Below are 13,685 nucleotides of genomic sequence, written 5' to 3' on the forward strand. Positions count from 1 at the left end.
GCTTAAGGAAGTCCCCCTTTGAAAAAGGGGGATTTAAGGGGATTGAAAATATGAAAAATCCCTTCCAACCTCCCTTTCTTGCGCTTCATTTTAAAGCACTGCTTTAAAACTTGCTCAGGGAGGAGCTCTAAATTAAAAAATACGAATAACAAAAAAGGACCCAAAAATGACTCTACAAACCACCAAAACTTCACTCGTATTCTGGCACGAAATGTTGGAAAGCCGTGACATGAATATTCTGAATGAACTGCTGGCAGATGAAGTGGTATTTCGTTCACCAGTGGCATTTAATCCATACTCAGGTAAGCCTGTAGTCTTTTTTATTCTGACTAATGTGATTCAGGTATTCGAGAACTTTACTTATCACCGTACTTTCTATTCAGAAGACGGTAACCATGTTGTACTTGAGTTTTCTGCCAATGTGGGGGATAAGAAATTAAAGGGTATCGATATGATTCAGTTCAATGATGAAGGAAAAATTATCGACTTCGAAGTGATGATTCGGCCGAAGTCAGGTCTTGAAGCGCTTGCTGCACAAATGGGACAGCGGATGATGGCCTTCCAAAACTAGTCTGATTCAGGAGCCATCATATAACCCGGCATGAAATTTGTAAGTCACTGAAGGACAACTGGATGGAAAGACAAATGAAAATGTTGATAAAAAAAGTAGTTCAGCTTTCAGGTGAATATTTGGACCGTGTGATTGGTGCGGACACGCCTACTTTATATTACAACCCAAATGGCGTATTTCAGAACCTGATTGATCATTTACCACAATTAAAGCAAAAATACCGTCCTACACCGTGGCTATGCAATGCGCATGCCCATATTCTGTATTTTGACTTGATCAAAAAGAAAACTATCAAACTAAAATATGATGCAATTGAGCAGCTGAACATGTCTGATGGCGGAATCACTGGTATTGCCTGGTATGGACTCGACCTGCCAGTAGATACGCCAACGATTGTTTTACTACATACCATTACCGGTTCACCAGAATCAATGGGTGAGCTGGTCAGAGATCTGCATCTGCACACGGGTTGGCGAGTGGCATTATGTTTACGCCGTGGTCATGCCAATTTACCGATGCCTGTTCCGAAAATGAACCTGTTTGGCTCCACTCAAGATTTACGTGAACAGTTACTTTATATTCAGGATAAATTCCCGCAATCCGAACTATATGGTGTAGGTTCTTCCGCTGGAACAGGTTTGTTGGTGCGCTATCTGGGGGAAGAGGGTGAGCAAACCCCACTCAAAGCAGCTTTTGCACTGTGTCCGGGCTATAACACTGAAAGTGGTTTTGCTTATGTGCATCCATTTTATAGCAAGGTTATGGCTAAAAAATTACTGAAAAAATTTATTCATCCTTATCAGGACACCTGGAAAAATATACCTTCCTGGGAGCAGATTCTTTCCGTTCAAAATCTGGCCGATTTTGAGAAGCTGTATTTTCAGTTGGCTGGCTATGAAGACTATGAAACCTATACCAAGGCCACGAACCCAATTTATGTCTTTGAAAATGTCAAAATCCCATTGATGATTCTGAATGCAGAAGACGACCCAGTCTGTCATATTAACAATCTGCATCCATATAAAGACCGTATTCGTGCCATGCCGAATATTATTGTAGTTACTACGAAAAGGGGCAGTCATTGCGGTTTTTATCAGGGCTTCACCAGAACTGAATCATGGGCTACTCGTCTTATGGCACAGTATCTGAAGCAGCTTTCTATGGCCGCGGCAGAAATAGAAGAAGCAGAACCTGAATACGTAGCATTAAAAAACCCAGCATAAGCTGGGTTTTTAACTGAAAAATAATCAGTTTTCAAGTGCTGGCGTAGCAGCTGCAATGGCTTCTGCCACAGCATCATCCTCTGACTGTTCTGCACCTGAATTGGTTTTAGGCTTGTATTCAGTCTCAGAATCCTGGGTGTTTGGTGCTTGAGCAGGTTGTGATGCTGCCGGTGCTGTAGCAGGAGTACTTTGAGCAGGTCGAGTTTCACGACGAATTTCAGTTGTGGTATTCGGCGTTTCTTCACGAATCACTTCAACTGTTTCAGGAATTTCTTCAATTAAAGGCTGATCTTGTTCTGCTGGTTCCAGTGTTTCGAAATTCGGCTGTTCTACTGGGGTTGCTTCCGATGCTGCAGCAACTTCAGTCTGTTCCTCTTCCTTTGGAGCTTCTTTCTTTACACATGCAGTAAGTAAAAGTCCGGTTGCAAGCGCGCCACAGATTAAAAGTTTCTTATTCATCATTACTTCATAGGTAAATGTAGAGGGGATTACAATATTATAGCAGTAAATTAGCAGATAGAAATGATCTGAACTTACTCTAATTTTTTATCGGAAATGCTGCTAGAATAGTCAATTGTTTATTGTTCTTTGAATTGATGCGGATTGACTTTGCTTTCTAGGTGCAAGGTAAAGTAAAATTGCGCAACATTGCAGGCCTATTTAGGCTCGATTGTACGAGAAACCCAATGACCCATTTTATTTTCGTTACTGGTGGTGTTGTATCATCACTAGGTAAAGGTATTTCAGCTGCTTCTGTTGCTGCACTTTTAGAAGCCCGTGGTTTAAAAGTGACCATGGTAAAAATGGATCCATACATTAATGTCGATCCGGGGACCATGAGCCCATTCCAACATGGTGAAGTTTTTGTTACAGAAGACGGTGCTGAAACAGACTTAGACTTGGGTTACTACGAACGTTTCTTACGTCGTGCGAAAATGACCAAACTGAATAACTTCACATCAGGTCGTGTTTACCAGGATGTTCTGAATAAAGAACGCCGTGGTGACTACCTGGGTGGTACTGTGCAAGTTATTCCACATATTACTGATAATATTAAAGAACGTGTACTTCGCGCCGGTGAAGGTTATGACGTTGCGATCGTTGAGATCGGCGGTACAGTAGGTGACATTGAATCTCTCCCATTCATGGAATCTGTACGTCAGTTAATGGTTGAACTTGGTCACAAGCGCACGATGCTTATGCACTTAACGTTACTCCCATACATTAAGTCTGCAGCAGAATTAAAAACCAAACCAACACAGCACTCTGTTAAAGAACTTCTGTCGATTGGTATTCAGCCAGACATTCTGATCTGTCGTACTGAACACGATGTTGATGCAGATACTACGCGTAAAATTGCACTGTTCACTAACGTTGAAGCACGTGCAGTTGTCGTATGTAAAGATGCGCGTACGATTTATCAGATCCCACGTACATTCTACGAACAAAATGTTGACGATTTAATCTGTGAACGTTTTGGTTATAACGACCTTCCTGAAGCTGACTTAACAGATTGGGATAACGTTGTAGAAGCTTTACTGAATCCTGAATACACAGTGCGTGTTGCAATGGTCGGTAAATACGTTGAACTTCCAGATGCATATAAATCTGTGAATGAGGCACTTTTACATGCAGGGATTCAAAATCGCGTTAAAGTTCAGATCGACTATGTGAATGCTGAAGAGCTTGAAAGTCAGGATGTAAGCGAAGTACTGAAAGATGCTGACTCGATCTTGGTTCCAGGTGGTTTCGGTGAACGTGGTACTGAAGGCAAGATGCAGGCAATCAAATACGCCCGTGAAAATGGCGTACCATTCCTGGGTATCTGCTTGGGTATGCAGCTTGCGGTAATTGAATATGCACGTAACGTGGCTGGTATTGCTGATGCAACCTCGACTGAATTCAACCGTTCAACCAAATCTCCATTGATTGGTCTGATCACTGAATGGTTAGATGAGCGTGGTGAAGTGCAACAGCGTTCTGTAGATTCTGACCTTGGCGGTACCATGCGTCTAGGTGCACAGAAGTCTGAACTGGTACCAGGGACCAAGACTGCTGCTGTGTACGGTTCTGATGAAATCATCGAGCGTCACCGTCACCGTTACGAAATGAACAACCGTTATATCCCAGTGCTGGAAGAGAAAGGCATGAAGATTTCTGGTTATTCACCAGTACAACATTTAGTAGAAACTGTTGAAATTCCTGAACATCCTTGGTTTATTGCGGTACAATTCCACCCGGAATTTACAAGTTCACCACGTGATGGTCATCCATTATTTGCTGGCTTCATCGACGCTGCAAAAAAACAGCATCAAAAAGCACAATAATTGGTGTCAGGACACAACTAGGAAGTTTAAATGTCGCAGTTAAAACCACAAGAGATTGTACGTTTAGGCGATATACAAATGGCAAATCATTTGCCATTTGTACTATTCGGCGGGATGAACGTACTCGAGTCCAAAGACCTGGCTTTTGAAATTGCAGAAACTTATGTAGATATCTGTAAACGTTTGGGAATCCCATACGTATTCAAGGCAAGTTTTGATAAAGCCAACCGTTCAAGTTTGAACTCTTTCCGTGGGCCTGGGCTCGAAAAAGGAATTGAGTGGTTAGTGGACATTAAAAAACACTTTAATGTGCCGATCATTACCGATGTACATGAGCCGTATCAAGCGGCTCCTGTGGCAGAGGTTGCCGACATTATTCAGTTGCCAGCTTTCTTAAGTCGTCAGACTGACCTGGTTGAAGCAATGGCAAAAACTGATGCTATTATCAACATCAAGAAAGCCCAGTTCCTTGCTCCACATGAAATGCGCCACATTCTGCACAAGTGTCTGGAAGCAGGAAATGACAAACTGATTCTTTGTGAACGTGGTTCGGCATTTGGCTATAACAATCTGGTTGTAGACATGCTGGGCTTCGACATCATGAAGGAAATGAATGTACCGGTGTTCTTTGACGTTACCCATGCGCTTCAAACGCCAGGCGGTCGTGCTGACTCTGCTGGTGGTCGTCGTGCCCAGATCACGACACTGGCGCGCGCGGGTATGGCAACAGGTCTTGCAGGCCTGTTCCTGGAAGCACATCCGGATCCGGAAAAAGCCAAGTGTGATGGTCCTTGCGCATTGCGCCTGTCACAGCTTGAGCCTTTCCTGGCGCAGCTGAAAGAATTAGATACCTTGGTCAAAGGTTTCGCAAAGCTAGATACACATTAATTCAATACACATTGATGCGTCTTTTTTGACGCATCATTTTTATTAATCAACTGAGGAATAGTTCATGAGTCAAATCGTTGACATTCGTGCACGTGAAATTTTGGACTCTCGTGGTAATCCAACCATCGAAGCAGACGTTATCTTAGCATCTGGCGTAGTTGGCCGTGCATGTGCACCATCTGGTGCTTCAACTGGTTCTCGTGAAGCTTTAGAACTTCGTGATGGCGACAAGGCACGTTACCTGGGTAAAGGTGTTAAAACTGCGGTTAACAACGTAAACACTTTGATCCGTGAAGCTTTGGTTGGTAAATCAGTATTTGAACAAAAAGACATCGATAACACGATGATCGCTTTAGATGGTACTGAAAACAAAGAAAAACTAGGTGCAAACGCAACTCTGGCAGTTTCGCTTGCTGCTGCACGTGCTGCGGCTGAAGAAAAGAAAATCCCACTTTTCCAATACATCGCAGACCTTCGTAACAACAGCATTCTGACAATGCCTGTTCCAATGATGAACATCCTGAATGGTGGTTCACATGCGGACAACAACGTTGACATTCAAGAGTTCATGATTGAGCCTGTAGGTTTCACTTCATTCTCTGAAGCACTTCGCGCTGGCGCTGAAATCTTTCATTCACTTAAATCAGTACTTAAAAAACAGGGTTTAAATACTGCTGTTGGTGATGAAGGTGGTTTTGCTCCGAACTTACGTTCAAACGAAGAAGCGATCACTGTTATTCTTGAAGCAATTGAAAAAACTGGCTACAAAGCGGGTTCTGACATCATGCTTGCGCTTGACTGTGCGTCTTCAGAATTCTACAAAGATGGTCAGTACATTCTTGCAGGTGAAGGTAATAAAGCATTCACAAGCAACCAGTTCTCTGACTACCTTGCAGGTCTGGTAAATCAGTACCCGATTATCTCGATTGAAGATGGTCTGGATGAATCTGACTGGGAAGGCTGGTCTTACCTGACTTCGATTCTGGGTGACAAGATCCAGCTGGTTGGTGATGACCTGTTCGTTACGAATCCTAAGATTCTGCAACGTGGTATCAATGAGAAAGTAGGTAACTCTATTCTAATCAAGTACAACCAGATCGGTACTTTGACTGAAACTTTAGATGCAATCTACCTTGCAAAAGCAAACGGTTACTCTACTGTAATTTCTCACCGTTCAGGTGAAACTGAAGATTCAACTATTGCGGATCTTGCAGTAGGTACAGCAGCAGGTCAAATCAAGACTGGTTCACTTTGCCGTTCTGACCGTGTAGCGAAATATAATCAATTACTTCGTATCGAAGAATTGACTAATGCTGCATATCGCGGTAAAGCTGAATTCAAAGGTTTGAACTAAGCGATTATCGTTGATGTTAAATGTATTCGACTCTTTGATGAGTAAAGTACTGTTGGGCCTTGCGATCCTTGTGATCGCAGGGTTTCAATATTTATACTGGTTTGGTGAGGGTGGTTATCAAGACCATCAGGCACTGACACAGAAAATACAACAACAAGTAGAACTGAATGAAGAGCTGAAAGAGCGCAACCGTGTGCTGGCAGCTGAAGTTTATGATCTGAAAAATGGTGATCAAGCCATTGAAGAACATGCACGTCTGGATCTGGGCTTAATTAAGCCGCATGAAACTTTTGTGCAGATGAGTACCATCAGTACTCAATATAAACCGATTTATCTCGATCAAAATTCTAAAGTAGACCTGCGTACCAATGAGTCAGCTGAAAATTCAAGCACACCATAAATTATGGGCTATCATTCCAGCTGCAGGTTCGGGTAGCAGATTCTCTAAAACAGAACTAAAGCAATATCAAATGATTCAGAAGCGTACTGTTCTTGAACATACGGTTGCACGTCTGAATCAACTTCCACTGACCGGTTATGTGCTGGCGATCGGTAGTCAGGATAATGTTGCTATAACCTTGCCATTTTCCAATCAGGATAAAGCCCATTTTTGTGCCGGCGGTACAGAGCGGGTCAATTCTGTCCTCAATGCCTTAGCTTACCTAACTGAAATCACTTCAGAAGAAGATTGGGTATTGGTACATGATGCGGCACGTCCATGTGTCAGTCAAAATGCATTGATTGATCTGGTCAATACGGCGACTGAAACTGATCAAGCTGCTATTTTGGCAATTCCAGTCCGCGATACCTTAAAGCGCGTCGTACAAGGTCAGGATATCGAAACTACAGTAGACCGTTCGACTCTCTGGCAGGCTCAAACACCACAAATGGCCAAACTAGGCCGGTTAAAACATGCCATTGAACAGGCATTACAAGATGGTGCCAATATTACCGATGAAGCTAGTGCACTTGAGCATGTAGGTGAAACCGTACGTGTAGTTCAGGGGCGATCTGATAATCTCAAAATTACCTATCCGGATGACCTGGAACTGGCTCGTCTGATTCTGGCAGCACAAGCCTAAATTTATTTGAAGAAATACATAATAAATAGAGCACTGGCGATCAATTCTCCGCTGCTTTCACTTATAATTTCGCCATTGTTAGTTTTGAACCTTTTGTCACAATGATACCTTCACAGCAGTATCGTTTTTTACGACAATCCGCACGTGATGGATTGAGTATAAAACACGATTCCTCAAGATGGACCAAGCTACATCTGGACCCGTGGTTGCTATGCTTCCTTTTACTGAATGCTGCCTTGGGGTTGATGGTAGTTTATAGTGCGACCTCTGAAAACTCAGGCATGGTGATCCGTCAGGCGATCAGTTTTGGTGTCGGTTTTGTGGTGATGTTTATCTGTGCGCAGGTTCCGCCAAAAGTGTATCAAGCCGCAAGCCCGTATTTTTATGCCTTCGGGATTTTTATGCTATTGCTGGTCTTTGTGATTGGTGAAAGACGACTTGGAGCAACACGCTGGATTACTTTGCCGGGCGTGGGAAGTATGCAGCCGAGTGAAGTGATGAAATTTGCCATGCCACTGATGATGGCCTGGTACTTCGCGCGTAAGCCATTTCCACCCAAGTTTATGCATATCATCGGTGCCTTAATTTTGTTGGGTATTCCATTTGTGCTTGTGGCATTGCAGCCTGACTTGAATATCGGGCTGGTGATTCCGGGGATCTTTGTTTTATTTCTGAGTGGTATGTCCTGGCGCTTGATTGGCGGTGCAATGGCAGCATTAGCTGTGGTCGCACCATTAATGTGGATGTTCCTGTTACAGGAATATCAGAAAAAACGTGTCCTGACGCTATTTGATCCTGAATCAGATGCACTCGGTGCAGGCTGGAATATTATCCAGTCTAAAATCGCCATTGGTTCTGGAGGAATGACTGGCAAAGGTTATTCGCAAGGGACACAGTCACATCTGGGTTATCTGCCAGAGCATCATACTGACTTTATTATGTCGACTTATGCCGAAGAATTTGGTTTTATCGGTGTATTTTTATTATTTAGTCTGTTTACCGCTATTATTATTCGTTGCTTGATGATCGGAATGAACAGCTTTCATAACTTTGGCCGTCTATATGCGGGTGCTACAGGTCTAACCTTTTTCTTTTTCGTATTCCTGAACTCAGGCATGGTGAGTGGTATCCTTCCAGTGACAGGCGATCCATTACCACTGATGAGTTATGGCGGAACCGCTGTGATTTCTTTGCTCGCCGGTATGGGTATTGTGATGTCAATCCATACCCATCGCTAAATAATAGAAGAAAAGAAAAAGCCAGATTTATTCTGGCTTTTTTATTGCTTGAGATTTTATGTTATAAATATTCAATAACTTAGATAAATAACTATATTTACAATATTGGGGTCGAGATGAAGAAATTAATGTTGGTGATTGGACTTATGGGATTGTCAGCAACTGTATCGGCAAAGCCATTGAGTTCAGCGGAATTTAAATCTCAAGTTAAGCAGCATTATGATGCATTAGAGTTAAAACAGGCTGCACTCAATGTGTCGGTGGATCGTCGCGAGCATCCAACAATTATGATTGCTAAAGCATGTGAATATTCTAGAGATCTAAAACAGCTTAAGCAGTTTTCCGAACAAAATCTGCATCTGGCTGGAGCTAAGGATGAACTGCAATTTATTCGTTCATTGGATACAAGCTTTAATCAGTCCTTCATTGATTTGGGTATTACTTATGAAATGGAGTGCCTAAAACGGTAGGAGGTGAATTCTACCTATACGGTTCACAAAGGCTATAAAGACGCTTTAAAAATGGCATTTTTATTTGATTAAAAGTTAGGCTTTACATTGGTTGGTTTTTTCGGGTCTATGATTTTGCTTTAGTCGCCATCCAGCAAAGCAGTGAACCAAAACACACCATCAATGCACCTTTCCAGAAGCTGAAGGTTAATTGTGTGCTCAAAATCAATGCTGAAACCACAGAAGAAAAAACCGGGATAAAGTATGAAGCTGTTGCCAATACAGTCACATTTCCATGCATAATTCCGATATTCCATGCCCCATAGCCAATGCCCATTGCAAAAGCAGCTAATACCAGATAAATGCTGGAATTCAATTCGAAATTCGGTATGGGCTCAGCAGAAAAAATCCATTGGGTCCATAGTACAATCGACACCAAAATAAAGAATAAGGTAATACCATTTTTACCATTGGCAGCACGAGCAGTCAGGGTACAATAGGCAGCCCATAGAAAGACACCGGTTAAAGCCAGTCCATAACTCAGTGGATTGGCCTGTATATTGGACAGCATTGTTTTAAAGCTAAATCCAGCTTCACCACCAAGCACCAGACAGATCCCTGCCACAGATAAACATATCCCGGGAAAGATAAGAAAATTGGCTTTTTGCCTGTTAAAAATAATTGAAAATAGAATCGTGGCTGTCGGCCACAGATAATTTACCATTCCGATTTCTATGGCTTGTCTGTTATTGCTTGAATAACCTATAGACAGGGCAAGACAAATTTCATAAGCCACAAAAAGCAGGCTTCCCCAAATCAGATATTTAAGGGGGAATTCTTTCAGATGTGTCCAGCCAAATGAGAACAATAGAATAATCGAGGCGCATGAATAGATTAACGCAGCTCCCCCGATCGGTCCAAAGTAATGACTGACTTCTTTGATGAGAGCAACAATGAGACTCCATAAGAAAACTGCCGTAAGACCAATCAATGTCGCTTTGTTTGAGTTCATTACTCTTGTTCAGGATAAATTTAGAAGATAGTTTAGGCCAAAATTGATAAAAATATCATTGTTCTTTTTAAAAATATGAGAGTAAAGATCTTGTATTTATCAAATTTAAGCTCTCCGAAAAGAGCTTAAATTTTGTTTGAATGCTCAGGCGATGAACCAGGTGTAATAGCCCCAGATCATTAAAGGCCATGCTAAAAATGGACTAAAGAGCCATTTCCAGAACCAGTGGCGTGGCATAAAGCCTACACCATGAACAAAGCCTCCAGAAATACCAATCATAATAAACATCATGGCTCGATGACTATATGCACCATTGTCATCCAGCATCGCAGCTGGATGTACCAGTAACACCGCTGCGAGTGGAAATGCCAGCAGGCAGGAAATCACCATCGCAAATTTGTTGGGTTTCTTGTCTATAACGGGTTTCTCTAGCGCAGCTTCAGTCATGATTTATTCCTCATCCAGGTCTTGGTGCTGTTCCATGTAAATTGCAGCAATCACACTGGCAAAACACGCCATAAGTACTCCTAGAATCCATGCAAAATACCACATAATTTTGTCTCCTTAGGACACAGGCTTAGTACAAGCTGTGTGAATTCTCTTGAATGTGTTTGTTGGTGATTACGCCCCACATCTTGTAGTAACACCAAGTGGTGTAAAGCAGGATGATTGGAACAAAAATGCATGCAGCGACAGTCATTACCGTCAAGGTATTTTTACTGGATACTGCATCCCACATGGTCAAGCTGGCAACAGGGTTAATGCTAGATGGCATTAAGAATGGGAACAGGGCAAAACCGGCAGTCAGGATGGCACCGATCACCGCCATAGATGAACCTAGGAAGCTCAGGCCTGCTTTAGCTTTAGAGGCAGCCAGCACGACAATAATACCGCCAAAGATACCCATAATTGGCGCAATCATGGTAATTGGATAAGTTGTATAGTTATTCATCCAGCCAGGATTGCCATTGATCAGTACTTCTTTAGCCAGTGGATTTGCAACACCATTGGTGTCATATGGAGTCACCAGCGTATAACCTTGAATGCCGCCGAAATATAACCATGCGCCAGCAGCAAGGAAAGTCACCAGATAAACCAGTCCCATAATTTTGGTTGCTTGAGCAGAACGTTCACGTAATGCACCATCAGTACGCAGCATTAACCAAGCACCACCGTGTGCGCACAACATAGACAAGCTTACAATACCGCATACTAAAGCAAACGGATTCAGCAGGGCGAAGAAACTACCGGAATAAGTTGAACGAACAGTTTCATCTAGGGTGAATGGTACGCCCAGGAACATGTTGCCGAAAGCGACACCGAAGACTAATGCAGGAACCGCACCGCCAACAGCTAGGCCCCAGTCCCAGGAATTACGCCATTTGGTATTTTCCAGCTTGGAGCGGTAGTCGAAGCCGACAGGTCGCAGGAACAGTGCAAATAGTACTAACAGTAGCGCCCAGTACATGCCAGAGAAAGCAGTAGCATAGACCATTGGCCATGCTGCAAACAGGGCACCACCTGCAGTGATGAACCAGACTTGGTTACCATCCCAGTGTGGAGCAATTGTATTGATTGCCGCACGACGTTCCTGATCATTTTTACCTACAAATGGCATGATCGCCATTGAACCCATATCGAAGCCATCAGTCAGTGCAAAGCCAATCAGCAAAACGCCAACCAATACCCACCAGATAATTTTGAGCAGTTCATATTCAATCATGATTTCACCTCGCCAGTTGCACCTTCTGGAAGAGCTGCAGCTGCGTCTTCTTGCTCGGCAGTTACTTGAGAATTAGGTTTTTCGAAATGGTATTTGCCAGTATGTAATGAGCTTGGTCCCAGGCGAGCGAACTTGATCATCAGGTACATTTCAATGATCAGTAATACTGTGTAGAACGCTGCCAGTGCCAGGATTGAACCCATAACATCGCCTGTGCTTAAAGTAGATGCAGACAGGTGGGTAGGTAATACTTCACCAATGGTCCAGGGTTGACGACCTACTTCAGCCACATACCAGCCAGTTTGTGCAGCAATCCAAGGCAGTGGTAAAGCAAACAGGGCAAATTTTAATAACCAAGGTTTGTTTTCAGCATTGCGTTTCGCTACAGCAAAAGTCGCTAATACGAACAGCAGCAACATCAGGAAGCCAGAACCTACCATGGCACGGAATGCCCAGAACAGACTTGGTACATGTGGAATAGTGTCTTTGGCAGCAGCTTTGATGTGTTCGTCAGAAGCATCGACGACATTTGGAGTGTATTTTTTCAGAAGCAGACCATAACCAAGATCTTTTTGGGTATTTTCAAATGCTGCTTTTACTTCAGGAGATTGATCGCCTGCACGTAATTTTTCAAGCTGTTCGTATGCCAGCATACCGTTGCGGATACGACCTTCATGTTCAACCAGCAGGTCCTTGATCCCTATCACTGGAGTATCTATTGAACGGGTTGCAATGATCCCCATGACATAAGGAATTTTGACTGCATAATCTGTACGCATGGTTTCCTGATTTGGGAAACCAAACAAAGTGAATGCAGCTGGGGCTGGTTCTGTTTCCCATTCTGCTTCAATCGCAGCCAGTTTAGTCTTTTGTACATCACCAATTTCGTAGCCAGATTCATCACCTAGTAAAATCACTGAAAGTGTAGAGGCCAGACCAAAAACTGCAGCAATAGCGAAAGAACGGCGGGCAAAAGGCAAGTCACGTTTTTTTAGCAGATAGAAGCTTGAGATTGCCAGAACGAAAATCGCACCTGTTACATAACCTGCAGAAACAGTGTGAACAAATTTTACTTGAGCGACCGGGTTAAAGATCAGTGCACCAAAATCAACCAGTTCCATACGCATGGTTTCATAGTTGAATTTAGAACCCACCGGGTTTTGCATCCAGCCATTGGCAACCAGAATCCACAATGCAGACATGTTGGAGCCGAGTGCCACTAACCAGGTTACACAGAGATGCTGAACCTTAGACAGACGATCCCATCCAAAGAAGAACAGGCCAATGAAAGTAGATTCCAGGAAGAAAGCCATTAAGCCTTCAATCGCTAGTGGTGCACCAAAGATGTCACCTACATAGTGCGAATAGTAGGCCCAGTTGGTACCAAACTGGAATTCCATGGTCAGACCGGTAGTTACCCCGAGTGCAAAGTTAATCCCGAAGAGTTTCCCCCAGAATTTGGTCATGTCCCGATAAATTTCCTTACCGGAAATCACATAAGTGGTTTCCATAATGGCCAGGATAAAGGCCAGGCCTAAGGTCAACGGAACGAAAATAAAATGATACATCGCAGTCATAGCAAACTGGAACCGCGAAAGATCGACCACGCTTTCAGCAATCATCAACGTGTCTCCTTGATTTGGGAAGGACTGCCGGCAATACGCTCGGCAACTTGAGAGTCAAAATTTTTGGGAATCGTAGGCGCATCAAACCAGATATGTTTGATTGTCAGTAGTAGAATGACCTTGATGATTAAAATCAAAGTGATCTCTCTTACAACTTTTTGATTTAGATTTTCTGGAACTAAGCTCATGTAAA

Annotated in this window: 16 protein-coding genes; 9 read left to right on the plus strand and 7 right to left on the minus strand. The window is 43.1% G+C overall.

What is annotated here, in order from left to right; translation table 11 throughout:
* Window positions 1-166 precede the first annotated feature (166 nt).
* Together C8322_RS06985 and C8322_RS06990 are read left to right on the plus strand one after the other, a co-directional pair.
* Complete coding sequence (locus C8322_RS06985) at window positions 167-571, plus strand: nuclear transport factor 2 family protein (RefSeq protein WP_004815792.1); 405 nt, start codon at window positions 167-169, stop codon at window positions 569-571.
* 74 nt (window positions 572-645) lie between these two features.
* Window positions 646-1,794: a YheT family hydrolase gene (locus C8322_RS06990; protein WP_008304155.1), complete on the plus strand. Its 1,149-nt coding sequence runs from the start codon at window positions 646-648 to the stop codon at window positions 1,792-1,794.
* Between the two features lie 24 nt (window positions 1,795-1,818).
* Here C8322_RS06990 and C8322_RS06995 read toward each other — a convergent pair whose 3' ends face one another.
* Complete coding sequence (locus C8322_RS06995; RefSeq protein ID WP_008304156.1) at window positions 1,819-2,253, minus strand: hypothetical protein; 435 nt, start codon at window positions 2,251-2,253, stop codon at window positions 1,819-1,821.
* 227 nt (window positions 2,254-2,480) lie between these two features.
* Between C8322_RS06995 and C8322_RS07000 the strand changes: the two genes are divergently transcribed.
* The 7 genes from C8322_RS07000 (at window position 2,481) to C8322_RS07030 (ending at window position 9,153) form a co-directional block, all read left to right on the plus strand.
* Window positions 2,481-4,121, plus strand: coding sequence for a CTP synthase (locus C8322_RS07000; protein WP_004893048.1), 1,641 nt, complete (start codon window positions 2,481-2,483; stop codon window positions 4,119-4,121).
* Between the two features lie 30 nt (window positions 4,122-4,151).
* A complete protein-coding gene (gene kdsA, locus C8322_RS07005; protein WP_004893050.1) occupies window positions 4,152-5,009 on the plus strand; it encodes a 3-deoxy-8-phosphooctulonate synthase in 858 nt (285 codons plus the stop codon).
* Between the two features lie 64 nt (window positions 5,010-5,073).
* Complete coding sequence (gene eno / locus C8322_RS07010) at window positions 5,074-6,363, plus strand: phosphopyruvate hydratase (protein ID WP_004893069.1); 1,290 nt, start codon at window positions 5,074-5,076, stop codon at window positions 6,361-6,363.
* Between the two features lie 13 nt (window positions 6,364-6,376).
* Entirely contained in the window at window positions 6,377-6,763 is a 387-nt protein-coding gene (locus C8322_RS07015; RefSeq protein WP_004815804.1) for a septum formation initiator family protein, read from the plus strand.
* A complete protein-coding gene (ispD, locus tag C8322_RS07020; protein WP_004893072.1) occupies window positions 6,732-7,445 on the plus strand; it encodes a 2-C-methyl-D-erythritol 4-phosphate cytidylyltransferase in 714 nt (237 codons plus the stop codon). The genes C8322_RS07015 and ispD overlap by 32 nt, the downstream gene beginning before the upstream one ends.
* A gap of 101 nt (window positions 7,446-7,546) precedes the next feature.
* On the plus strand, window positions 7,547-8,683 hold the full coding sequence (gene rodA, locus C8322_RS07025; protein WP_004893075.1) for a rod shape-determining protein RodA: 1,137 nt from the start codon (window positions 7,547-7,549) through the stop codon (window positions 8,681-8,683).
* Window positions 8,684-8,799: 116 nt separating this feature from the next.
* Window positions 8,800-9,153 carry a hypothetical protein gene (locus C8322_RS07030; RefSeq protein ID WP_228127674.1) on the plus strand — a complete coding sequence of 118 codons (354 nt, stop codon included), beginning with the start codon at window positions 8,800-8,802 and terminating at the stop codon, window positions 9,151-9,153.
* Between the two features lie 106 nt (window positions 9,154-9,259).
* On the opposite strand, the gene yddG is transcribed toward C8322_RS07030, so the two are convergent.
* From yddG to cydP, 6 genes are all read right to left on the minus strand, one after another.
* Window positions 9,260-10,144 (minus strand): aromatic amino acid DMT transporter YddG, encoded by an 885-nt coding sequence (gene yddG, locus C8322_RS07035; RefSeq protein ID WP_004893078.1) that lies wholly within the window; start codon window positions 10,142-10,144, stop codon window positions 9,260-9,262.
* Between the two features lie 144 nt (window positions 10,145-10,288).
* Window positions 10,289-10,591: a cyd operon YbgE family protein gene (locus C8322_RS07040; RefSeq protein WP_004815813.1), complete on the minus strand. Its 303-nt coding sequence runs from the start codon at window positions 10,589-10,591 to the stop codon at window positions 10,289-10,291.
* A gap of 3 nt (window positions 10,592-10,594) precedes the next feature.
* Window positions 10,595-10,696 (minus strand): cytochrome bd-I oxidase subunit CydX, encoded by a 102-nt coding sequence (gene cydX, locus C8322_RS07045; RefSeq protein WP_004278713.1) that lies wholly within the window; start codon window positions 10,694-10,696, stop codon window positions 10,595-10,597.
* Window positions 10,697-10,721: 25 nt separating this feature from the next.
* The gene (cydB, locus tag C8322_RS07050) at window positions 10,722-11,867 is read right to left on the minus strand and encodes a cytochrome d ubiquinol oxidase subunit II (protein WP_004893079.1); all 1,146 of its coding nucleotides are present in this window, start codon (window positions 11,865-11,867) and stop codon (window positions 10,722-10,724) included.
* Window positions 11,864-13,489 carry a cytochrome ubiquinol oxidase subunit I gene (locus tag C8322_RS07055; protein WP_004815816.1) on the minus strand — a complete coding sequence of 542 codons (1,626 nt, stop codon included), beginning with the start codon at window positions 13,487-13,489 and terminating at the stop codon, window positions 11,864-11,866. The genes cydB and C8322_RS07055 overlap by 4 nt, the downstream gene beginning before the upstream one ends.
* Window positions 13,489-13,680, minus strand: coding sequence for a cytochrome oxidase putative small subunit CydP (gene cydP / locus C8322_RS07060; RefSeq protein ID WP_004893080.1), 192 nt, complete (start codon window positions 13,678-13,680; stop codon window positions 13,489-13,491). Before cydP ends, C8322_RS07055 begins: the two co-directional genes overlap by 1 nt.
* Between the last annotated feature and the right edge of the window lie 5 nt (window positions 13,681-13,685).

Origin of the sequence: Acinetobacter sp. SM1B (genome assembly GCF_003289665.1) — a bacterium.
In the GTDB taxonomy this organism is placed as follows: domain Bacteria; phylum Pseudomonadota; class Gammaproteobacteria; order Pseudomonadales; family Moraxellaceae; genus Acinetobacter; species Acinetobacter schindleri.

What these genes read in the sequence shown, in the direction of transcription:
- C8322_RS06985 (WP_004815792.1), top strand. Translation starts at nt 167, where the DNA reads ATGACTCTACAAACCACCAAAACTTCACTCGTATTCTGGCACGAAATG.
- C8322_RS06990 (WP_008304155.1), top strand. Translation starts at nt 646, where the DNA reads ATGAAAATGTTGATAAAAAAAGTAGTTCAGCTTTCAGGTGAATATTTG.
- C8322_RS06995 (WP_008304156.1), bottom strand. Translation starts at nt 2,253, where the DNA reads ATGAATAAGAAACTTTTAATCTGTGGCGCGCTTGCAACCGGACTTTTA.
- C8322_RS07000 (WP_004893048.1), top strand. Translation starts at nt 2,481, where the DNA reads ATGACCCATTTTATTTTCGTTACTGGTGGTGTTGTATCATCACTAGGT.
- kdsA (WP_004893050.1), top strand. Translation starts at nt 4,152, where the DNA reads ATGTCGCAGTTAAAACCACAAGAGATTGTACGTTTAGGCGATATACAA.
- eno (WP_004893069.1), top strand. Translation starts at nt 5,074, where the DNA reads ATGAGTCAAATCGTTGACATTCGTGCACGTGAAATTTTGGACTCTCGT.
- C8322_RS07015 (WP_004815804.1), top strand. Translation starts at nt 6,377, where the DNA reads ATGTTAAATGTATTCGACTCTTTGATGAGTAAAGTACTGTTGGGCCTT.
- ispD (WP_004893072.1), top strand. Translation starts at nt 6,732, where the DNA reads ATGAGTCAGCTGAAAATTCAAGCACACCATAAATTATGGGCTATCATT.
- rodA (WP_004893075.1), top strand. Translation starts at nt 7,547, where the DNA reads ATGATACCTTCACAGCAGTATCGTTTTTTACGACAATCCGCACGTGAT.
- C8322_RS07030 (WP_228127674.1), top strand. Translation starts at nt 8,800, where the DNA reads ATGAAGAAATTAATGTTGGTGATTGGACTTATGGGATTGTCAGCAACT.
- yddG (WP_004893078.1), bottom strand. Translation starts at nt 10,144, where the DNA reads ATGAACTCAAACAAAGCGACATTGATTGGTCTTACGGCAGTTTTCTTA.
- C8322_RS07040 (WP_004815813.1), bottom strand. Translation starts at nt 10,591, where the DNA reads ATGACTGAAGCTGCGCTAGAGAAACCCGTTATAGACAAGAAACCCAAC.
- cydX (WP_004278713.1), bottom strand. Translation starts at nt 10,696, where the DNA reads ATGTGGTATTTTGCATGGATTCTAGGAGTACTTATGGCGTGTTTTGCC.
- cydB (WP_004893079.1), bottom strand. Translation starts at nt 11,867, where the DNA reads ATGATTGAATATGAACTGCTCAAAATTATCTGGTGGGTATTGGTTGGC.
- C8322_RS07055 (WP_004815816.1), bottom strand. Translation starts at nt 13,489, where the DNA reads ATGATTGCTGAAAGCGTGGTCGATCTTTCGCGGTTCCAGTTTGCTATG.
- cydP (WP_004893080.1), bottom strand. Translation starts at nt 13,680, where the DNA reads ATGAGCTTAGTTCCAGAAAATCTAAATCAAAAAGTTGTAAGAGAGATC.